Origin of the sequence: Rahnella victoriana, from assembly GCF_021276285.1 — a bacterium.
Lineage (GTDB): Bacteria > Pseudomonadota > Gammaproteobacteria > Enterobacterales > Enterobacteriaceae > Rahnella > Rahnella victoriana.
This window is the reverse complement of the sequence record NZ_CP089919.1, coordinates 2,665,360-2,686,837: the sequence shown is the minus strand read 5'-3', so window position 1 is coordinate 2,686,837 and position 21,478 is coordinate 2,665,360. Positions and strand designations below refer to the sequence as shown.

Genomic DNA, 21,478 nt, shown 5'->3' with positions numbered 1-21,478 from the left:
ATCACCACGCTTTTAAACCCGTCAGAAGCTCCTCTAAGCACCCATAGCAAGGTTTGATGCTTCAGCTATTGCTGAGTTAGCTTCATAATGATCAAGCCAGCCTGGGGTTGGCATGTGCTGCGACAGCGCAGCGAAATAAAACGAGAACAGACTAAAATTGCACTACACCGCACCCGCCTGCGGTTTTTGCAATGCATAATTTTTTCAGCTTTCATTTTCTACAAACCGATACGCCAGACCGCCGCCCGAGGTTTATTCCTCATCCAAAACAGCCCGAACCCGCGCTTTAAGTTCATCAGCATCAAACTCATCCTTGTCACGATCATCATCAGGATTAAATTGATCCGCAAGACAGAAGATGGTCGAACATTTTTCACTGTCCTGAAAGTTATCTTTCAGCGAATCGCCGTTTTCACCCTCAGCTTTCCATAACATCTGATAGGGGTCAGCGAAATCTACAGCGGATATCTGGTCATCAGTAAACGACCTGGCGAAAGCTAAAAGTTTCTGGCTCATATTTGGGCATCCTGCAAATGAACACACTACGATTGTTTTTTACTTTCATGAAATTCAATAATCAGCGCAGCAAGCTCGTCTTCTTCGGCATAAAGATAAGCCACAGGCACATCCAGCACTTTAGCTATTCGGCTGACAGTATCCTGATCTGGCTGATGCTTGCCTTTCTCATACTGATTCATGCGCGCACTTGATGAAGCCTCATCCAGACCAGCAAGCACGCCCAACTTGTATTGAGAAAGCCCTGCACGCAGACGCGCCTCCTTGAGTCTCTTGATCAACATGATGTCGGAGCCAACCTTTTTACTAAGTTATTCTTAGTTTTCTATTGTGTTATTTTTAAGCGCCGAGCATACTAAGGATAACTTAGTAATCACCATTATCCGGAGGTCTTACATGGCCGTTTCAAAAGATTGGCACACCGCTGACATCATCGCGGCAATCAGAAAGAAAGGGACAACAATGGCAGCAGTTTCCAGAGAGGCAGGGTTGAGTTCATCAACGCTTTCAAATGCACTGGCAAGGCCGTGGCCAAAAGGCGAAATGATCATCGCGAAGACGATTGGGATTGAGGCAAAAGAGATCTGGCCGAGTCGTTACTTTGATGGAAAGACAGGAGCTAAAATAAACAGAAATCTGAGAGGAAAATAAATTAATTGTTTGATAATACGAGAGTTAAAGCAGAAATGGTGCCGACTACCGGAATCGAACTGGTGACCTACTGATTACAAGTCAGTTGCTCTACCTACTGAGCTAAGTCGGCATTTTGGAGTGTTACCGGGGAACTACGGGGTGCTAAATTAGTGAAATCTGACGCTGCCGTCAAGCCCCCTGCTGTGCGTTTGCTGCTTTTCTCATCACCCTGCATGAAATAGGGATTTAGCACCGGCTTCATGACGAAAAATCCACCGGTGCCACGCGTTACGGACGGACTAAATCGTCGCCGTAACCAATCCATTTGTAGGTCGTCAGGGCTTCTAATCCCATCGGGCCGCGGGCGTGCAGTTTTTGAGTACTGACCGCCACTTCTGCGCCTAAACCGAACTGTCCGCCGTCGGTGAAACGGGTGCTGGCGTTGACGTACACCGCCGAGGAATCCACTTCACGTACGAACCGGTCTGCGCTGCTGATGGAACGGGTGAGGATCGCATCGGAATGCTCGGTGCCGTAGGTGCGGATATGCGCCACGGCGGCGTCCAGATCGTCGACAACCGTGACGTTCAGATCCAGTGACAGCCATTCATCCGAATAATCTTCTTCGGTGACCGCCAGCACTTTCGCCGGGCCATTTTGCAGATACGGCATCGCCGATTCGCTGGCGTGCAGCGTGACACCTGCGCGGTGCATTTTGTCGCTCAGTTCCGGCAGAAAACGGGCGGCGATCGCCTGATGCACCAGAACGGTTTCGAGGCTGTTACAGGCGCTCGGACGCTGCACTTTCGCACTTTCCAGCACGGTCAGCGCTTTGTCGAAATCGACGCTTTCATCCACAAACGTATGGCACACGCCGATACCGCCGGTGATCACCGGAATGGTGGATTGTTCGCGGCACAGTTTGTGCAGCGCCGCGCCACCGCGTGGGATCAGCATGTCGACGTATTTATCCAGACGCAGCAGTTCCGCGACCAGTGCGCGATCGGGGCTGTCGATTGCCTGAACCGCCGCTTTCGGCAGCCCGCACTCTTCCAGCGCCATCTGGATGACATTGACCGTCGCCTGATTGGTGTGGTGTGTTTCTTTGCCGCCGCGCAGGATAACCGCATTACCGGTTTTCAGGCACAGGCTGGCGACGTCGATGGTGACGTTGGGACGCGCTTCGTAAATCACGCCGATCACGCCGAGCGGCACACGGCGGCGTTCGAGACGCAAACCGCTGTCCTGCTGTGAACCATCAATCACCTGCCCGACCGGATCGCTCAGGCGGCAGACATCACGCACGTCGCTGGCAATTGCCGATAAACGCGCGGGCGTCAGCAGCAGGCGGTCTAACAAGGCGTCGCTCATGCCGCTTTCGCGGGCGGCGGCCATGTCGAGTTCGTTGGCAAGAATAATGCTCTGGCTGTTGGCCTCGAGCATGTCGGCCATCAGCTTCAGCGCACGGTTTTTCTGCGCGGTGCTGAGGGTGGAGAGCTGCCAGGACGCGGCTTTCGCGGCCTTGCCCATCTCGTTAAGCATCTGTGGCTCCTTAACTGACAATCATGTCGTCACGATGCACGGCAACCGGGCCGTATTCGTAACCGAGAATTTCGCTGATCTGCTGAGAGTGATGGCCGGCAATCATGCGCATCGCATCGCTGTTATAGCGGCTGACACCGTGCGCGAGGTCGCGTCCGGTCAGGTTGCGGATGCGGATCACTTCGCCACGCGAGAAATCGCCTTTCACGTCGCGGATACCTTTTGGCAGCAGTGAACTGCCGCGCTCCATCATGGCGGACACCGCGCCGTCGTCGATAGTGATTTCACCGGCAGGCGGTGCGCCGAAGATCCAGCGTTTACGGTTCTCCAGCGGCGTTTCCATCGCGTGGAAACGTGTGCCGACGGACACGCCGTTAATCACATCGCCAATCACGCCCGGCAGGCTGCCTGCGGCAATAATGGTATCGACGCCCGCGCGGCACGCGACATCCGCCGCCTGCAATTTGGTCGCCATGCCACCGGTGCCCAGACCGGAAACGCTGTCACCCGCCACGCCGCGCAGTTCGTCATCAATGGTCATGACTTCACGGATTAACTCGGCCTGCGGATTGGTGCGCGGATCGGCGGTAAACAGACCGCGCTGATCGGTCAGCAGCAGCAGTTTATCGGCACCGGCCAGGATCGCCGCCAGCGCGGAAAGGTTGTCGTTATCGCCGACTTTGATCTCTGCGGTGGCGACGGCATCGTTTTCATTAATCACCGGCACGATATGGTTATCGAGCAGCGCATGCATCGTGTCGCGGGCGTTCAGGAACCGCTCGCGGTCTTCCATGTCGGCGCGCGTCAGCAGCATCTGACCAATGTGGATGCCATAAATCGAGAACAATTGCTCCCACAGCTGGATCAGACGGCTTTGCCCGACGGCAGCCAGCAGTTGTTTGGAAGCAATGGTGGCGGGGAGTTCGGGGTAGCCAAGATGTTCACGCCCGGCAGCAATCGCGCCCGACGTCACAATCACAATCCGATGCCCTGCCGCATGTTGCTGCGCGCACTGGCGGACAAGCTCAACAATGTGAGCACGGTTGAGGCGGCGTGAACCGCCAGTGAGCACGCTGGTGCCCAGTTTTACAACCAGTGTCTGGCTACCACTCATAATCGTTCCATTAGTGTGAATAAGAAGTGCTTCTGTGTCTTTTTTAACAGGGGAGAAGCGTTATGCCAACCGGCATAACGCTATAATAGCAGCATTCAGTATGGGAATGGGTAGTACAGAAGGTCAGGCGGAGAGCTTCACCGGTTCTTCGCTGAAATCATCAGCAGGTTCCAGTTTGAGGGACATCTCTTCAATCATCTTGTTGAGATTCTTGTGGAACCCTTTCAATGTCGTCTCAAGCTTCTCACGCACTTCAGCATCTTTAATGTTTTGCGCTTTCCAGATGCCGTCTTTGTCGAATAATCCGAAATGATACACATAGGTAAAACGTTCAGCTTCAGCCTGCAACTCAATCCACCAGCCCCAGAACTCACGCTTCTCCGGCGCTGGCTTCACGTTGACACACACCGCTAAGCAGTCGAAGAAAAAGCGGTCGTTCTCGCATTTTCCTTCTCTGATGTACGGCCCGAGCGTACCGAAACGTTTCATTAGCCTGCTTTTAGGATGACCACTTGGTAACGTCATAGTACTACCTCCATATAAAGACGATCCTTTTTAGCAAAACGTTAAGAATTAGCAACCGTTAAGTTACTGCATTCTCTTCTGCAACCATCCGCAAATCTCATGTAACGCCGTGTCAAAATGCTCGTAAAGCGGCTCACTGTGGATGGTTAAAATCTTGCCGTCAGACGACGAATCCGCAATCAGCTTAGCCTCGCTCTTCGGGCTGAAGATGTCATTCTCCCAGTACGCGGCCAGCATTGGCGTCGGGGTTCTGCGCCCGAGCAGCCCCTGCGTTTTCAGAGAATACCGATTAAGTTCGGTTTTCAGCGCGGAATCGGAGGCGCTCGACATGCCGAGGCGGCTCGCCAGCACGTCCATATACATATCCGGTACCTGTTCCTGACATTTTGGATCGCTCAGCAGCGTATGCACCAGCGCGCCCAGCGTGGCGACGGCCCGTACGCGGCGCGGTTCGAGATAAGCCAGACGTACGGCCACGTTGGCGCCGAAACGGTAACCGAGCAAACTGACACGGCTGGCATCAACCCACGGCACATCCGGCAATTGCATCAGCACCTGCTGGTGCAGAAAACTGGTGTCTTGTGTCAGTTTCCACTTCGCCGAGAACCCGATGGACGGCATGTCGATGGTCAGCATCGCAATGCCCATCGGGGCGAGATAAGAGCGGAACAGCCGCTGATGGTCACTTTGTAATGTGTCCAGACCGCCGCAGACCATCACTGTCGGGAACGGTGCCTTGCCTTCATTCGGCAGATGCAGGAAACCGGTGATCGGCGCGCCGCCGGGGATTTTAAATTCCAGCTCTTTCAGTTCATACGACGAATGCTCAGAGGATTTTTCAAACGCTTTGTTCGCCAGCGCCTCGGCCTGTTCCGCCAGCGTATCGCCTTTCAGATGCGGATAACCGGCGATGCTGTAGAGGTTGGCGGCTTTCAGCCAGTATTCGCTGGCAATCTCAGCATCGGTTTCTTCAGCGGCTTTTTGCTGCCAGTGCATCGCCTGATTTGACCATTCGTAGATCCAGTTGCCGTTGCGGTAGCCAATCACGGTGTCGAGCAATAACGGATCGCTGTGTTCAGCTTTCGAGACCGCAATACGCGACAGCACTTCTTCCACTTCCAGCGGATCAACCCCGCGCCACATCCACATCAGACGGTTGATCGTGCGGTACCAGCAATTGACCGTGTCGCCTTCCAGCGCAGAGTGCATCGGCGGGTGCGTATTATGGTGATGAACGCGATGAACCAGCGTCGACGTTTCAGGATATTTAAAGGAAGGTTTAAACAGTTTTTCCGTAAGATTGGCTGGAGCCATAATGCAAGATCCTCCGTTAGCAAGCAGCAGGTCGCCCGCAGGCGATCATTTCTGGACGGGATTATAACCCGCCCACGTTGCGACATGTGAGGTGTGAGGTCAAGCGGAAAGGATTTCAAGTCAACAAAAGCAAAACGCCCGGCAATAAGCCAGGCGTTTATAAACACTAAGGGGAAATTACTTACCCACTAATGGAGGCACAAAGATGACCCCCATATCCCACGGCTGCTCGATCCAGGTGTTCTGCGGGATGTCTACCACGTAGTCATCGACCAGCGGTGCGCCTGCCGGTTTGGCGAAGATAGTGATGAAATGCGCTTTCGGATACATTTCGCGGATCGCTTTCGCGGTGCCGCCGGTATCAACCAGATCGTCGATCACGATGAAGCCTTCACCGTCGCCTTCTGCGCGTTTCAGCACCTGCATTTCGCGCTGATTATCATGGTCGTAGCTGGAGATACACACGGTATCGACATGGCGGATGCACAGCTCGCGAGCCAGCAACGCTGCAGGGACCAGACCGCCACGGCTGACGGCAATAATGCCTTTCCATTGTTCTGCCGGCAGCAGGCGTTTAGCCATGGTACGGGCGTGGATTTGCAGCATGTCCCAGGTTACAACGTATTTTTCGCTCATAAAGGTGTCCCAGCCAGTGAATTATCGGCTTCTAAAAAAATAATGGGGGGAAAAAAGGTTGCGCGAGATTATAGTGAGTCCGGCTCACAAAAACCAGTGGTTATCTGGCCTCAGCGACCCAAAAATCCCGGAATTTCTCCCCGCGCCCGCGCACAGGTTAAGATTAAGTGATATTCTGTCAGGCCACTCGCCACACAGTCTGGCGGGGATTACTTAACCTTAAATCTACAGCATCTCAATCAGTTCCCCTGCAAATGGAGCCTGAATGAGCTGACTGTTACAGGAGACTTATAGTGTCTGAACTGTCTCAGCTTTCGCCACAACCGTTGTGGGATATTTTTGCCAAAATCTGTTCTATTCCGCACCCTTCTTACCATGAAGAAGAACTGGCAAAACACATCGTTGAATGGGCACAGGAAAAAGGTATCCACGCTGAGCGTGATGAAGTTGGCAACATTTTGCTGCGCAAACCGGCCACCAAAGGCATGGAAAACCGCAAAGCCGTTGCCCTGCAGGCGCACCTCGACATGGTGCCGCAGAAGAACAACGATACCGTTCACGATTTCACTAAAGATCCGATCCAGCCGTTCATCGAAGACGGTTGGGTAAAAGCCCGCGGCACCACGCTGGGTTCTGACAACGGTATCGGTATGGCGTCCGCGCTGGCGGTGCTGGCTGATGACAGCGTAGAACACGGCCCGCTGGAAGTGCTGCTGACCATGACCGAAGAAACCGGCATGGCGGGCGCATTTGGCCTGCAACCAAACTGGTTACAGTCTGAAATCCTGATCAACACCGATTCCGAAACCGAAGGCGAAATCTACATGGGTTGCGCCGGCGGGATTGATTTTACTGCCACACTGCCCCTGAGCCGTGAAGCGGTACCGGCTGGTTTCACCACGCTGAAACTGACCCTGAAAGGTCTGAAAGGCGGCCACTCCGGCGCTGAAATCCATTTGGGTCTGGGCAACGCCAGCAAACTGCTGGCGCGTTTCCTGGCAGACAACGCTGACGCACTCGGCCTGCGCGTGCTGGACTTCACCGGCGGTACACTGCGTAACGCGATCCCGCGTGAAGCGATCGTGACGTTAGCGGTTGCAGCGGATAAAGCAGACGCACTGAAAGCGGCAGCTCAGGAATTCCTGGCGACCATTCAGTTCGAACTGTCAGCGGTAGAGAAGAAAATTGCTCTGGTGGTGGAAGCGGCTGAAAGCAACGCGAAAGCGCTGACCGCTGAAACTCAGGGTAAATTCCTTGCCCTGCTGAACGCGACGCCAAACGGCGTGATCCGCATGAGTGATGACGTGAAAGGCGTGGTAGAAACCTCGCTGAACGTCGGTGTGGTCACCATGAAAGATGACGAAGTGGCGATCAACAGCCTGATCCGCTCTCTGATCGACAGCGGCAAAGAATATGTGGTCAGTATGCTCAATTCACTGAGCGAACTGGCAGGCGCGAAAAGTCTGGCAAAAGGCAGCTACCCAGGCTGGAAACCTGAGCCAAGCTCACCGGTAATGACGCTGGTGCGTGAAACTTACCAGACGCTGTTCAATAAAACCCCGAACATCATGGTGATCCACGCCGGTCTGGAATGCGGTCTGTTCAAAAAACCGTACCCGGACATGGACATGGTCTCCATCGGGCCAACCATCACCGGCCCGCACTCGCCGGATGAGCAGGTTGAAATCGCCAGCGTCGAGCTGTACTGGAAACTGCTGACGGCGCTGCTGAAAGCGATTCCTGAACGCGGTTAATTTTTGCACCCTCCCCTGCGAAGGGGAGGGTTGGCGTGGGGTATTAAAGCAAAATCAGTTGATTGAAGTTTTCTCAGGCATTGATTTTGCCCGCTAAATCCCCTCCCATTCTCCCCCTTCGCAGGGGGAGGAGTTTAAATCTAACAATAGCTGCCGCTCTATCTGCGGATCCTGTAACGTCACATGCAATCCCACCAGTCTGACTCCCCTTCCGCCGCGCCGCTGTTCCCACGCTTCCCGCGCGACTTTCAGTAAATCCTCTTTATTCAGCACCGGCCAGACGTGTTCCTGCGTCGTCTGCTGGAAATCATGGAATTTGAGTTTTACCCCCTGCCGGGCGATGCGCAGTTCCGGGCTTACGCGAAGCAGGCGTCTGTGCAACTCAGGATACAAACGGTCGATCAGCGCCACGCACTCTTCCCAGCTGTGAATATCTTCGGCCAGGGTACGTTCGACACCGACCGATTTGCGCAAGCGTTCGGGAGAAATCTCACGCTCGTCGATGCCCTGACAACGCTCCCATAAGACACGGCCAAATTTGCCAAAACGTTTAAGTAATTTAGCCAGATCATAACGTTGCACATCGCCGCAGGTGATTAACCCCTGCTCCTGCAAACGCTGGGCGGTGACTTTGCCGACGCCGGGAATTTTACTCAGCGGCAGATCCTGTAAAAACGCCTCCACTTTATCGGGCGTGATAACAAACTGGCCGTTGGGTTTGTTCAGATCCGAGGCGATTTTTGCCAGAAATTTGATCGGCGCAATGCCCGCTGACGCCGTCAGGTTGATCTCATCAAAAATGGCCTGACGAATTTCGGCGGCGATAAGCGTCGCAGAACCGTTGCATTGAGTCGCGTCGGAAACATCCAGATAAGCTTCGTCGAGTGACAGCGGTTCGATCAATGGCGTATAACGCGCGAAGATTTCACGAATGTGGTCAGAGGCCTCTTTATACGCGTCCATTCGGCCGGGAATGACTTTCAGGTGCGGACACAGTTTCAGGGCCATGCCGGTGGGCATTGCGCTGTGGACGCCGAACTTGCGGGCCGGATAATTGGCGGTGCTGATGACGCCACGGCGGTCACGACTGCCGCCGATAGCAATAGGAATGTCGCGCAGGGAAGGATCATCGCGCATCTCGACGGCCGCGAAAAAGCAGTCCATATCCACATGAATGATTTTACGCATAGCCCTCCCCCAATGACTGTATAAGTATACAGTTGAGTGAGGAGATTTCCAACACAGAAAATGTTGGTTAATTTCGCTTAATTAATCACCATTGATGGCAACGTAATAAATTTCCGATATCGAAACTCATTATTCATTATTTGGTGATTGCTAAAAAATTAATCAGTATTAATATGGCATCGTTTCAGACAGGCAGTACATAAGAAGAAAATCAGTGGCGGTCTTACAGGCACTTCAGCTGTAGACAACATAATCGACATTATTACCAAGCAGGATTTAGAATGATCAGAATCGCGCTGTTTCTTGCGATGCTCCTCAGTTTGCCTTTATTTACAGCAAATTACGCCGTGGCCAGCGATGCTGTTCCGGTCAACGCGACGCTTAAAAAGCAATTATTAGGCGCTCCGGTTTATATCCAGATCTTCAAACAAGAACGTAAACTCGAATTGTATGCCCAGCTCGACGGCGAATTTCGCCTGATCGGCAGCTATGGCATCTGCGATTTTTCCGGCGGTTTGGGAAATAAACGTCGCGAAGGTGATTTCAAAAGCCCGGAAGGTTTCTACAACGTGGATATTCACCACCTGAAACCCGACAGCCGCTTTTATCGCGCCATCAACATCGGTTTCCCGAATGCGTATGATATCTCGCAGGGGTATTCAGGTAAGTATCTGATGATCCACGGTAACTGTAAGTCTATCGGTTGCTATGCGATGACCGACGGCTATATGGACGAAATCTTCACCTACGTGCAGGCGGCATTCCAGTTCGGACAGCGTAATCTGCAAATCAGCATCTACCCGTTCAAAATGACCGATGCCAATATGAAAGCGCATAAGAACTCCAGCTACTACAGCTTCTGGAGCCAGTTGCAGCCGGGATATGCTTACTTTGAGAAACATCACCAGCCACCGAATGTTGTGGTGAGTGACGGTAAGTATGAAGTGTTGCAGCCATTGTCCAACACCCCGCTGTCTTCACAGCTGGCGTTCGCCCCGGTGAAATAACGCGAATTCGCCTGGAGCAATCTTGTTCCAGGTTTCGTTTGCCGTCAGCGGTTGCGTGGCAATCACGGTGACGACATCATCCGGTGTCGTCTGCTGCTGAAAATCAATTTCCACATCCTGATCCAACAACGTCGCCTTGCCAAAAGGTGCGCGCCGTGTGATCCAGTGCAGATTCGTTGAGCAGTACGCCATGACGAAATTGCCATCCGACAGCAACATGTTAAACACCCCTTTCTGCCGTAACTCATCAGCCAGCGACGCAATATAGCGAAATACCGGCGGCCAGCTTGCCGGGCGGCGTGGATAACGCTGCGTGAGTTTGTGCAGCAACCAGCAGAACGCGTATTCGCTGTCGGTCTGACCGACCGGACGCAGCGTACCGGTATCGAGCTGGCGGTAACCGCGAAGCTGACCGTTATGCGCGTAGGTCCAGTTGCGACCCCACAGTTCGCGGGTAAACGGATGGGTATTTTCCAGCGCCACTTCGCCACGGTTTGCCTGACGAATATGGGAAATCACCGCGCAGGATTTGATCGGGTATTCCTGAACAAGGCGGGCAATGGGCGAATTAAAACTGGGCGTCGGATCTTTAAAAGTACGACAGCCATTCCCTTCATAAAAGGTAATGCCCCAGCCGTCCTTATGCGGGCCAGTCCCGCCACCGCGCTGCACTAATCCACTGAAACTGAAACAAATATCAGTAGGAACGTTAGCGCTCATCCCGAGCAATTCGCACATCACCTGCCTCCTTTACGGCAAAAATCTTATGCCTTTGCCATTTCTTTTTCGATTAAGAGAATCAGGATATGAATCACTTTAATGTGGATTTCCTGCACGCGGTCAGCGAAACCAAAGTGCGGAACGCGGATTTCCACGTCGGCTGAGCCGTCCATTTTCCCGCCGTCTTTACCGGTCAGGGTGATGACTTTCATGCCTTTGGCACGGGCGGCTTCGATGGCTTTGATCACGTTGCCGGAGTTACCGGAGGTGGAGATGCCCAGCAGCACGTCGCCCTTCTGGCCAACCGCTTCCAGATAACGGGAGAAGATATATTCGTAGCCGAAATCGTTGCCGACACAGGAAATGTGGCTGACGTCAGAAATGGCGATGGCCGGATAGCCCGGACGGTTTTCACGGTAGCGGCCAGTCAGTTCTTCAGCGAAATGCATGGCGTCACAATGTGAACCGCCGTTACCGCAGGAAATCACTTTCCCGCCCGCTTTGAATGAATCTGCCAGCAGCACTGCTGCACGTTGAATAGACTCAATATTTGCCGGATCGCTGATGAATTTATTCAGCGTGTCAGCAGCTTCGTTCAGTTCAGTACGGATAATATCCTGGTACATAGCAGCCTCTTTTATGTCCATTTGCAGCCGGTTTCAACACGGCCGATAGCAATAAAACGTTCCGCCGTGCAGTTTAACGGAAAGCCGAAACTGCGAGAAGCAATGAAGCGGTAATGATTCCGATAGTTTCTGTTTTTGACCCATCGTGCGGCCGGTTTGTGAGCTGTGTTGTAATTAGTATGTAAACACATTGATAAAGAAATGAGCATGAACTAAAACCATTGTATCCCTACAACAGGTCAGACCTCCTACTACTCAGGAGCTTTACTATGATGGTTCTTAGCATTGTTGCATTTGTCGTGATCCTTGGTGCGTTGTTCTACCACAAGGTCAATCTTGCCTTCAGCAGCCTGATTTTACTGGCGTTTACGGCTGCTATGGGTGCCCTTAATCTGTGGACGCTGTGGCTGTTGCTGCCGCTGGCGATCATTCTTCTGCCCTTCAATATCCCGGCCCTGCGCCGTTCATTGTTCTCCGGCCCGGCACTTCGAACCTTCCGTAAAGTGATGCCCGCGATGTCACGCACGGAAAAAGAAGCCATTGAAGCCGGGACGACCTGGTGGGAAGGCGACCTGTTTGGCGGCAAGCCGGACTGGAAAAAATTGCAGGATTATCCTGAGCAGCAGCTGACGGAAGAAGAACAACGCTTTATTGACGGGCCGGTAGAAGAAGCCTGTCGCATGGCGAATGATTTCCAGATCACCCATGAACTGGCTGATTTGCCGCCGGAACTGTGGGCCTATCTGAAAAAACACCGTTTCTTCGCGATGATCATTAAGAAAGAATACGGCGGTCTGGAATTCTCCGCTTACGCTCAGGCGCGGGTGCTGCAAAAACTGGCCGGTGTGTCAGGTATTCTGGCGATCACCGTCGGCGTGCCAAACTCCCTCGGTCCGGGCGAACTGTTGCAACATTACGGTACGCAGGAGCAGAAAGATCACTATCTGCCGCGTCTGGCCGAAGGTCTGGAAATTCCGTGTTTCGCACTGACCAGCCCGGAAGCGGGTTCCGATGCCGGCGCCATTCCGGATTTCGGGATTGTGTGTAAAGGCCAGTGGCAGGGCAAAGAAGTGCTCGGCATGCGCCTGACCTGGAACAAACGCTATATCACGCTGGCCCCTATCGCCACCGTGCTCGGTCTGGCGTTTAAACTGAAAGACCCCGATCACCTGCTCGGCAACGAAACAGAGTTGGGCATAACCTGTGCGCTGATCCCGACCGACACCGCCGGTGTCGAAATTGGTCACCGTCACTTCCCGCTCAACGTGCCGTTCCAGAACGGTCCGACGCGCGGCAGCGATATCTTTGTGCCGATCGACTACATCATCGGCGGCCCGAAAATGGCCGGTCAGGGCTGGCGTATGCTGGTGGAATGTCTGTCTGTGGGCCGTGGCATCACCTTGCCTTCTAACTCGACCGGCAGCCTGAAATCTCTGGCGCTGGCGACCGGCGCTTACGCCTATATCCGCCGTCAGTTCAAACTGCCGATCGGTAAAATGGAAGGCATCGAAGAGCCGCTGGCACGCATTGCCGGTAACGCGTATGTAATGGATGCCGCCGCTACGCTGATCACCAACGGCATTATGCTCGGTGAAAAACCGGCCGTGCTGTCGGCTATCGTCAAATACCACTGTACTCACCGTGGCCAGCGCGCCGTGATGGATGCGATGGATATCACCGGCGGTAAAGGCATTATGCTCGGCAGCAGCAACTTCGTGGCCCGTACCTATCAGGGCGCGCCGATTGCCATCACCGTGGAAGGTGCCAACATTCTGACCCGCAGCATGATCATCTTCGGACAGGGTGCAATCCGTTGCCATCCTTACGTTCTGCGGGAAATGGCGGCGGCTGAGAAAAACGATCTGGTTGATTTCGACCGCGCGCTGTTCGGGCATATCGGCCACGTCGGCAGCAACAAAATGCGCAGTTTCTGGTTGGGTCTGACCGGCGGACGCACCAGCGATACCCCGGTGAATGATCAAACCGCCCGCTACTATCAGCACATCAACCGCCTGAGTGCCAACCTGGCGCTGCTGGCCGATGTGTCGATGGGAGTGCTCGGTGGCAGCCTGAAACGTCGTGAACGCATTTCCGCCCGTCTCGGCGATATCCTCAGCCAGATGTATCTGGCGACGGCGACGCTGAAACGTTATGACGAAGAAGGCTGTAACGAAGCGGATTTACCGCTGGTGCACTGGGGCGTGCAGGATTGTCTGCATCAGGCCGAAGTGGCTATCGACGATTTGCTGCGTAACTTCCCGAACCGTTTTGTGGCCGGTGTGATGCGTCTGGTGATTTTCCCGCTGGGCCGTGCGCATTCCGCACCGTCTGACCGTCTGGATCACGAACTGGCGCGTATTCTTCAGGTGCCTTCTGCCACCCGCAGCCGTATCGGCCGTGGTCAGTATCTGACGCCAAGCGAGCACAACCCGGTCGGGCTGTTGGAAGAAGCCTTGCAGGATATTCTGGCCGCTGAACCGGTGCATAAACGTCTGTGCGACGCGATGGGTAAAAAACTGCCCTTCACCCGTCTGGATATTCTGGCGCAAAAAGGTCTGGATGCCGGTCATCTCAGCGCCGACGATGCCCGTATTCTCAGCCGTGCGGAAGAAAGCCGTCTGCGTTCAATCAACGTCGATGAGTTTGAACCGGATGAACTGGCCGCGAAAAAGCCGGAAGCGGAGAAAGACAGTGCAAAAAAGGATGAGGCGAAACCCCGCCACACCGAAGCTGCCTGAACCCATAATTAGCCGATAAAAAAGCCTGAGTGTTTACGCACTCAGGCTTTTTTTTGCATCCGATTCAGCGATTCAGTTTATCGGATTACCCTAAATAGTTCGTGCCACAGAAAGGCGGCAAAGCAAGTGAGTCCCGATGAGCTTACTCAAGTAAGTGATTCGGGCGAACACGCGCAGCCAACGCATCTGTGACGCGAAATATGACGGGTAATCAGAAGAAGTATTTGAAGCGGACCCGCGCCCCATACCTCTGATCGCTGTCGTCATCGCTGCTGTACGTTTTATCCGCTTCGAGCATGGAGACGTAGGCACCGAGATAGACGTTGAAGTTCTGCATATCCATCACGTTCGGGATCAGGTAACTGGCGTGAATGGTATGAATATCGTAGTCGCCCGGTTCATCAAACCAGTCATCGTCGTAGTCAGATGCGCGGACGCCATTAATATTAAAGTCTTCGATTTTGTTGTGCGCGTAGATGTAACCCAGCTCGAAGCGTTTCCACAAGGCATTGGCCCCGACGGTGAAGTCTTTTTCATCCGACGCGTCCATATACGCGGTACTCAGGTTCGCCACGATGCCGTTTTCAGGGTCAGCTTTCTGGCCGTCCCAGGTCATCGTCATGCCGTAACCATTACGTTTGGACTGATCGACAAACTCGTCGCCATCTTTATAGCCATACGCATTGTTGACGACGTTGGTTTCCATCGCGGCCGCCACCGAGAAGACATCCCCTTTCCAGGCGATAATCGGGCGCAGGTAAACGGTGTTTTTATCATTATCAAGCTGATTGCCGTGATAGTTGCGATCGGCATACAGCGACGTGCCGTCTTCCATCAGCGTATTCAGCTCGAAATACCAGTTGCCGAGATTTTTGTTCAGCAGGATGTTACCGCCGCTGTCACTGCGTCCGCGCCCTTCTTTCATCATGTAGACATAACCGTAGCCGTCGGCATACAGGTCATTGGCGGTGTTACCGGAATACTCAATGAAGGTATCCTGATTAAGCGGGAACATGTCGTAGGCTTCGAAGCGGCCGATTTTTGCCATCCAGTCTTTTTCTTCACCGAAGAAGAAGGCGGCATCATCCACGCCCATCGAGCCGTTTAAATTGGCGGTCGGCTGAACGGAGAAACCAGAGAACTGGCCATTATCATTACGGCGATAACCGTCAAGACCGATTAATAAACGACCATTCACATCCCAGCGTTCATTATTCCCGTCGCGGAAATTTTTATTATCCTCGGTTCTGATGGAGGTTAATTGTCCGCTGCGGCTTGCGCCGTCGACATTAAATTCAACATCGCCGTAAAGTTTTAAATTATCAAAACCATTAAGTGTTAACAGTTTGTTTTTGGATATTCCATCTTGTTTAACTTCTACCGGCGTGGATTCTTTCACGCTGGCAATTTCCTGTTCGCGTTTAACATCCTGCTTCGTCAGTTGCTGGATTTGTTTCTCTGCCGTTTCCGCGCGCGCTTCTGCCTGCTGAAGACGCTGTTCAAGCTGCGCCATGCGGGCTTCCAGACTGGCTGATGAACCCGCTGCCAGTGCCGGAGCAGACACAGCCAGCCCGACTAATAAAGCCAACGTTTTAATCTTTGTCATAATTAAGATGTCCTTTCAATACAAATTAAATTCGCCGTTTTAAAATAAACGGTGTTATTTCATTTTTATTAAAATACTGCCCAGAGGTTTCATAATGAGAACAGAAGATAGTTTCCGGAGGAATAATCTGTCAAAAATAAAAGCGGGGAAACGTGAAGTAAAACTGTAATAACGAAATTACATCACTGGAAAACCAATAAACGTAAAACGGGGCGCTTTTTTCATAAAAGCACCCCGCTTATTATTATTTCTAATACCCACCATCAGATATATTAAGCTGGCGAATATTTAATAGCTTAGCCTTTTTTCGGACGGACTTTCGCCGTCAGCCCTTTCAGGAAATAACGCATCACCTGATCGCCGCACGGACGGTAGTTTTTGTGGCCTTCTTTGCGGAAAAACGCGCTCAGTTCGCCTTCGGACACTTTGAAATCAGCGGCAGTCAGGACAGAAATCATGTCTTCGGTTTTCAGCTCAAACGCCACGCGCAGTTTTTTCAGCATGATGTTGTTGGTCAGGCGCTTTTCTACTTCCGGTGCCGGGAAGCGATCGTCTTTACCGCGTTTAAAGGTGATCAGGCCATTCAGGAAGTTCGCCATCACTTCGTCCGGCACTTCCATATACCCTTCTTCATCTTCTTTTTTCAGATAGCGGGACATCACCTCAGGGCTGACAGGCGTACCGGTGGTTTTAAGGATCTCGATCAGCTGGCCTTCGCTTAAATCCAACATGTAGCGCACGCTGCGTAAGACATGGTTATGCATCATAATTCTGTATTCCTGTTAAAAGTAAACCGAGGAAATGCCACCGGGTTTACCCCTACGCACCTCGAAGGCGGGCATTATACAAGAAACTTACAGGATTAGCTGAACTGACGGATCCGCGCAATAAGTGACTCCACATCGCCGATTTGTTGTGCAGTGAGGAGCAGTTTTTGGCCGAGACTCAGCGCATGACGCTGGCAGTCTGCGCGCATCGCCGCATCTTTAATGGTATCGAGATCGGCTACGTGCGCCAGCCCGATGGTGCGGCGGATCAGCTCCGCGCCGCAGTAGCCGACGGCATCGTGCCAGACGTCCTGCAGAAAGACTTCCGCATAGCCCGGCTCCGCCAGCGTCGGATCCTGTGATTTATCCCGCGCCAGTTGCAGGAAACGCTCTGAGAAACTCAGCCACAGATCACGGACATCCTTCAGACGCTGTTCACGTCCGTCCGCCGCCTCACGCACGCCGACCAGCCCCGGCAGACCGCAGTAGTTCAGCAGAAGATTGCCGAGGGCAGAACCGGGATCAAAGCCCATCGGGCCGTAATACCCGAATTCTGCGTCGATGGCTTTCAGTTTGCCTTCGGCCACAAAAATCGACCCGCTGTGAATATCGCCGTGCAGTAACGCTTCGGCCTTGCTCAGGAAACGATGTTTCAGCGCGGCGACCGCCAGACGCAGCGGTTTATCTTCGCGCAGCGCGTTCACTTCCGGCTGCAAAATGGCGTCAAAATTATTGCGCTCGTGATCGACATACGGATCGGTGAAGAACAGATCTTCGGTGATCTGACACAATTCCGGGTTGGTGAAACGCGCGACTTCGGCTTTTTTGACCTGCGCGTTCTGGCAGAAATCAGAAGTATGGAACAGCGTCTGCGCCAGATATTCACCCAGCTGCGCGCACGCCTGCGGGTAATATTTTCCCTGCACCAGTTCACTGCGCCAGATGTGATGATCCGACAGATCTTCCTGCACCATCACCGCCAGTTCCGCGTCATGATGCAACACCGTCACCGTATGCTGCGGGCAATGCTGGCCGTGGATAATCAGGGTTTCGGCTTCGATGCGCGCCCGGTCTAACGTCAGCGGCCAGGATTCACCCACGCAACGCACGTAAGGCAGCGCCTGTTTCACAATCACCCGGCTTTTGCCCGAAGTATCACGGATCTTAAACACCAGATTCAGGTTTCCGTCACCGATTTCATCGGCCGTCACCAGGGATTGCGGATCCGCCACACCGCCAAACTGGCGGGCATATTCAACGGCATCTTCAGCGGTAAACGTGTAGTAGCGCGACATCCTGACCTCTCGAATTCTTTTTTAGCCTTTAAAGCGTTTAGACGTCTATACATCCGTTACGCATGTTGGCAGAATAAGTGACCAGATGCAACCGGGCAACAAGGATTTAACCAACAATGCAAAACCTCACAACCACCAGTTTACGTATTCGTGAAAATCAGCTGTGGATCCTCGACCAGCAAGCCCTGCCGCAACGCGCTGACTGGCGTGAATGCCGCGACGTCAGCGAACTGGTGGATCACATCCGCACCCTGCGCGTGCGTGGTGCGCCGCTGATTGGTTTGTCCGCCAGCCTGCTGCTGGCCCTGCTGGCCGGACAGGGTATGACCCCGGATCAACTGCATCACGCGCTGGAAATACTGCGCGCTTCGCGCCCGACAGCAGTCAACCTGATGAACAATCTCGACCGTATGAAAGCCGCGTTGCAGCACACTGATTACGTGAAAGCGGCGGCAGAAGAAGCCTTGCGACTGGTCGAGGAAGACCGCGCCTTATGTGACAGCATTGCCGCGCACGGCGCGACACTGGTCTCGCCCGGCAGCCGTTTGCTTACTCATTGCAATACCGGCGGGCTGGCGACAGCCGGTGTTGGTACGGCAATCGGCGTGATCCGCCTTGCGCATGAACAGGGCTATGTCGCGCAGGTGTGGGTAGATGAAACCCGTCCGCTGTTACAGGGCGGGCGTCTCACCGCCTGGGAACTCGGCGAGCTGGGCATTCCTTATCAGCTGATTTGTGATTCGATGGCCGCCAGCCTGATGGCGCAAAAACAGGTCGATGCCATCTGGGTCGGTGCCGACCGCATTGCCGCCAACGGTGATGTGGCGAACAAAATCGGCACTTACAGTCTGGCCGTGCTGGCGAAATATCACGGCATCCCGTTCTACGTGGCCGCGCCGCATACCACGCACGATCCGCACTGCCCTGACGGCGCGGCGATCCCCATCGAACAGCGCGCGGCGGCTGAAGTTACCGGCGTTTCCGGCAGTTTCGGATCCGTACAATGGGCACCGGCTGACGCACAGGTTTACAACCCGGCATTTGACGTCACCCCGGCAGAACTGATCAGCGGATGGGTGCTGGATGTGGGGGTGGTGACGCCGGATCAGGTTCGCGGGGGTATTTTCCGGCAAGCCTTGCAGTGATCCCTTCAATGAATAATGCGGCGCCTGCGGGCGCTGTTTTTTTGAGCTGATGATAAGAAAATCCCAAAAATGTAAGGAAATCGAAAAGCAATATCTGTTAGGATTATTCTTAGCCAATTTTAAATTTTATTCTCTTTCAGAGCCGGTATTCCGTGACTGAAAAGAATAAAAATGGCTATTGAGATAATTCATCGTTTTTAAGTGAAATATCCGCTTCAACCTATTGGAACGACATTAAACCAAATTAATTTAATTTGGCACGGGCTGCTTTTGCCCGTTAATAAGACATTATATGGACAAGGAATAGTAACATGAGGAAATCAGTTTTCATTTTGTCGGCCATGATTGCGGCAGGCACATTATCAGGGTGCGCTACAGAATCATCCCGCACAGTAGAAGTTCAGAAAGTCGCTTCTTATAACACGCAATATAACGGCCCCCGCAGTCCGATTTCTGTCGGCAAATTCGATAACCGCTCCAGCTATATGAGTGGTATTTTCTCCGACGGCGTTGATCGTCTGGGCAATCAGTCTAAAACCATTCTGGTTACCGACCTGCAACAAACTGGCCGCTTTAATGTATTAGACCGCACGAATATGGCGGAAATTAAAGAAGAAGCCGGAATTAAAGGGCAGGCACAAACGCTGAAAGGGGCTAACTACGTCATTACCGGTGATGTGACTGAATTTGGCCGTAAAGAAGTTGGCGACAACCAGCTGTGGGGCATCCTCGGCCGCGGTAAGCAGCAAATTGCGTATGCCAAAGTCAGCCTGAATGTGGTCAACGTCCAGACCTCTGAAGTGGTGTATTCCTCTCAGGGCGCAGGCGAATACTCCCTGTCCAACCGCGAAATTATTGGTTTCGGCGGCACCGCCAGTTATGACTCCACGTTAAACGGTAAAGTGCTGGATTTAGCGATCCGCGAAGCGGTGAATAATCTGGTGAATGGAATCGAAAGCGGCGCATGGCGTCCGGCTAATTAATCATACGGATATTCTGAAATGATATTATGTAAAAACCGAAGTGCCGTGATAAAAGTCGGCTTTGTTACCTTAGCGTTATTATTAGCGGGCTGCGCAAAACAGGCTGATAAATCATTATATAACTGGGATAACTATCAGAAGACCGTTTACCAGTATTATCAGGGCGACAAAGTCGGACCGGAAGAGCAAATCGCGTCATTGAAAGAGTCGATTGAAAAATCCCGCGCCACCGGTAAAGCCGTTCCCCCTGGCCTGCACGCGCAACTCGGATTACTTTATGCCAATACCGGTCATACCGATCTGGCATTCCAGGAATTCAATACGGAGAAAAGTTTATTTCCGGAGTCAGCAACCTACATGGATTTCCTGCTGAAAAATAAAGGGAGAGTTAAATGAAACGTTTATTCCTGCTGACCGGTATGGTGCTGACGTTGCTGCTGACAGGCTGTGCGAAAAAAGCGTCTTACGATTACACGGCGTTTAAAGAGAGCAAGCCGCGGTCGATTCTGGTGCTGCCGCCGGTGAACCATTCACCGGATGTGAACGCCAGCCACAGCATGCTTTCCACCGTGACGGCACCGCTGGCTGAAGACGGCTTCTATGTTTTCCCTGTGGCTGTGGTTGAGGAAACGTTCAAGCAGAACGGCATAACCGGTGCGGAAGATATCCGTGCAGTCAGCGCCGCCAAACTGCGTGAAATTTTCGGTGCGGATGCCGCGCTTTACATTGATATCACCAGCTACGGCAGCACTTATATGGTGGTTTCCAGTGAAACCCGTGTGACCGCTAATGCCAAACTGGTGGATTTACGCAATGGCAAAGTGCTGTGGACAGGTAACGCCACTGCCTCTGACAGCGAAAATGACAACAACAACGGCGGGATCATCGGCATGCTGGTTCAGGCTGCGGTGAAGCAAATCTCCAGCACGATGTCCGACAAAGGTCATGATATCGCCGGGCTCACCAGCTACCGTCTGCTGAGTGCATCTCAGACCGACGGCCTGCTGTACGGCCCACGCTCACCGAATTATGGTAAGCAGGTAATGCGTTAAAGGCCTGAAGAAAGCCGTCCCTTGCGGGACGGCTTTCTGGCTTACTTGCCCGGTGCGTTAATGATCACATTAAGAGAGTTGTTGGAAATGCTCCAGCTCCCCTTCCCTTGTGTCAGCGTCGCGCCGGTGACAACGAGAAAGATACAGATGTACCGTTTCATTGTGCGGTCCTTGCAAAGACCGCTTCACGTCAACACCACCGGTGATATCTCCGTGAAAACAAGCGCTAGTCTGCGCCTGCGTTGACGGTCGTTGGACATCCTTTCCTGAAACCGGTGCCCGTTTGCTAAGACGGCGTAAAGGCCCGGCGTCATCAT

General features: G+C 53.1%; 21 protein-coding genes and 1 tRNA gene. 8 read left to right on the top strand and 14 right to left on the bottom strand.

Annotated features, from left to right (window positions below; translation table 11 throughout):
- Positions 1–252: 252 nt before the first annotated feature.
- Together J9880_RS12510 and J9880_RS12505 are read right to left on the bottom strand one after the other, a co-directional pair.
- Positions 253–516 carry a colicin immunity domain-containing protein gene (locus tag J9880_RS12510; RefSeq protein ID WP_195817492.1) on the bottom strand — a complete coding sequence of 88 codons (264 nt, stop codon included), beginning with the start codon at positions 514–516 and terminating at the stop codon, positions 253–255.
- Between the two features lie 26 nt (positions 517–542).
- Positions 543–800: a helix-turn-helix domain-containing protein gene (locus J9880_RS12505; RefSeq protein WP_131692857.1), complete on the bottom strand. Its 258-nt coding sequence runs from the start codon at positions 798–800 to the stop codon at positions 543–545.
- 112 nt (positions 801–912) lie between these two features.
- Between J9880_RS12505 and J9880_RS12500 the strand changes: the two genes are divergently transcribed.
- A complete protein-coding gene (locus J9880_RS12500; protein ID WP_232769404.1) occupies positions 913–1,167 on the top strand; it encodes a helix-turn-helix domain-containing protein in 255 nt (84 codons plus the stop codon).
- A 36-nt stretch (positions 1,168–1,203) separates the two neighbouring features.
- On the opposite strand, the gene J9880_RS12495 is transcribed toward J9880_RS12500, so the two are convergent.
- The 6 genes from J9880_RS12495 to gpt all read right to left on the bottom strand — a co-directional run bounded on the left by J9880_RS12495 (position 1,204) and on the right by gpt (position 6,280).
- A tRNA-Thr gene (locus J9880_RS12495) sits at positions 1,204–1,279 on the bottom strand.
- Positions 1,280–1,437: 158 nt separating this feature from the next.
- Positions 1,438–2,691 carry a glutamate-5-semialdehyde dehydrogenase gene (gene proA, locus J9880_RS12490; protein WP_232769403.1) on the bottom strand — a complete coding sequence of 418 codons (1,254 nt, stop codon included), beginning with the start codon at positions 2,689–2,691 and terminating at the stop codon, positions 1,438–1,440.
- A gap of 10 nt (positions 2,692–2,701) precedes the next feature.
- Positions 2,702–3,805, bottom strand: a complete 1,104-nt coding sequence (gene proB / locus J9880_RS12485; protein WP_095923124.1) for a glutamate 5-kinase — start codon at positions 3,803–3,805, stop codon at positions 2,702–2,704.
- Between the two features lie 123 nt (positions 3,806–3,928).
- Positions 3,929–4,330 carry a sigma factor-binding protein Crl gene (crl, locus tag J9880_RS12480; protein WP_112290914.1) on the bottom strand — a complete coding sequence of 134 codons (402 nt, stop codon included), beginning with the start codon at positions 4,328–4,330 and terminating at the stop codon, positions 3,929–3,931.
- A gap of 63 nt (positions 4,331–4,393) precedes the next feature.
- The gene (gene frsA / locus J9880_RS12475; RefSeq protein WP_095923126.1) at positions 4,394–5,644 is read right to left on the bottom strand and encodes an esterase FrsA; all 1,251 of its coding nucleotides are present in this window, start codon (positions 5,642–5,644) and stop codon (positions 4,394–4,396) included.
- Between the two features lie 177 nt (positions 5,645–5,821).
- Complete coding sequence (gpt, locus tag J9880_RS12470) at positions 5,822–6,280, bottom strand: xanthine phosphoribosyltransferase (RefSeq protein ID WP_095923127.1); 459 nt, start codon at positions 6,278–6,280, stop codon at positions 5,822–5,824.
- Between the two features lie 293 nt (positions 6,281–6,573).
- Here gpt and pepD point away from each other — a divergent pair, with 293 nt between their 5' ends.
- Positions 6,574–8,034, top strand: coding sequence for a beta-Ala-His dipeptidase (pepD, locus tag J9880_RS12465; protein WP_095923128.1), 1,461 nt, complete (start codon positions 6,574–6,576; stop codon positions 8,032–8,034).
- A gap of 93 nt (positions 8,035–8,127) precedes the next feature.
- Here pepD and dinB read toward each other — a convergent pair whose 3' ends face one another.
- Positions 8,128–9,222: a DNA polymerase IV gene (dinB, locus tag J9880_RS12460; RefSeq protein WP_232769402.1), complete on the bottom strand. Its 1,095-nt coding sequence runs from the start codon at positions 9,220–9,222 to the stop codon at positions 8,128–8,130.
- 281 nt (positions 9,223–9,503) lie between these two features.
- On the opposite strand from dinB, the gene dpaA reads away from it, so the two are divergent.
- Positions 9,504–10,229: a peptidoglycan meso-diaminopimelic acid protein amidase gene (gene dpaA, locus J9880_RS12455; protein ID WP_095923130.1), complete on the top strand. Its 726-nt coding sequence runs from the start codon at positions 9,504–9,506 to the stop codon at positions 10,227–10,229.
- Here dpaA and J9880_RS12450 read toward each other — a convergent pair.
- Complete coding sequence (locus tag J9880_RS12450; protein WP_015696178.1) at positions 10,200–10,967, bottom strand: class II glutamine amidotransferase; 768 nt, start codon at positions 10,965–10,967, stop codon at positions 10,200–10,202. The genes dpaA and J9880_RS12450 overlap by 30 nt on opposite strands.
- A gap of 26 nt (positions 10,968–10,993) precedes the next feature.
- Positions 10,994–11,575, bottom strand: a complete 582-nt coding sequence (gene lpcA, locus J9880_RS12445; RefSeq protein WP_013574283.1) for a D-sedoheptulose 7-phosphate isomerase — start codon at positions 11,573–11,575, stop codon at positions 10,994–10,996.
- Between the two features lie 269 nt (positions 11,576–11,844).
- Here lpcA and fadE point away from each other — a divergent pair, with 269 nt between their 5' ends.
- Positions 11,845–14,313, top strand: coding sequence for an acyl-CoA dehydrogenase FadE (fadE, locus tag J9880_RS12440; RefSeq protein WP_095923132.1), 2,469 nt, complete (start codon positions 11,845–11,847; stop codon positions 14,311–14,313).
- A gap of 211 nt (positions 14,314–14,524) precedes the next feature.
- On the opposite strand, the gene J9880_RS12435 is transcribed toward fadE, so the two are convergent.
- The 3 genes from J9880_RS12435 to mtnK form a co-directional block, all read right to left on the bottom strand.
- Complete coding sequence (locus tag J9880_RS12435) at positions 14,525–15,919, bottom strand: carbohydrate porin (RefSeq protein ID WP_232769401.1); 1,395 nt, start codon at positions 15,917–15,919, stop codon at positions 14,525–14,527.
- A 296-nt stretch (positions 15,920–16,215) separates the two neighbouring features.
- Positions 16,216–16,686 carry a YehS family protein gene (locus J9880_RS12430; RefSeq protein ID WP_095923134.1) on the bottom strand — a complete coding sequence of 157 codons (471 nt, stop codon included), beginning with the start codon at positions 16,684–16,686 and terminating at the stop codon, positions 16,216–16,218.
- Between the two features lie 95 nt (positions 16,687–16,781).
- A complete protein-coding gene (gene mtnK / locus J9880_RS12425) occupies positions 16,782–17,981 on the bottom strand; it encodes an S-methyl-5-thioribose kinase (RefSeq protein ID WP_232769400.1) in 1,200 nt (399 codons plus the stop codon).
- Between the two features lie 116 nt (positions 17,982–18,097).
- On the opposite strand from mtnK, the gene mtnA reads away from it, so the two are divergent.
- The 4 genes from mtnA to J9880_RS12405 all read left to right on the top strand — a co-directional run bounded on the left by mtnA (position 18,098) and on the right by J9880_RS12405 (position 21,161).
- Positions 18,098–19,126 (top strand): S-methyl-5-thioribose-1-phosphate isomerase, encoded by a 1,029-nt coding sequence (mtnA, locus tag J9880_RS12420; RefSeq protein ID WP_232769399.1) that lies wholly within the window; start codon positions 18,098–18,100, stop codon positions 19,124–19,126.
- Between the two features lie 311 nt (positions 19,127–19,437).
- Positions 19,438–20,109, top strand: coding sequence for a CsgG/HfaB family protein (locus tag J9880_RS12415; RefSeq protein WP_095923137.1), 672 nt, complete (start codon positions 19,438–19,440; stop codon positions 20,107–20,109).
- A gap of 18 nt (positions 20,110–20,127) precedes the next feature.
- Positions 20,128–20,505, top strand: a complete 378-nt coding sequence (locus J9880_RS12410; RefSeq protein WP_095923138.1) for a DUF4810 domain-containing protein — start codon at positions 20,128–20,130, stop codon at positions 20,503–20,505.
- A complete protein-coding gene (locus tag J9880_RS12405) occupies positions 20,502–21,161 on the top strand; it encodes a DUF799 domain-containing protein (RefSeq protein WP_232769398.1) in 660 nt (219 codons plus the stop codon). Before J9880_RS12410 ends, J9880_RS12405 begins: the two co-directional genes overlap by 4 nt.
- The last annotated feature ends 317 nt before the right edge of the window (positions 21,162–21,478 follow it).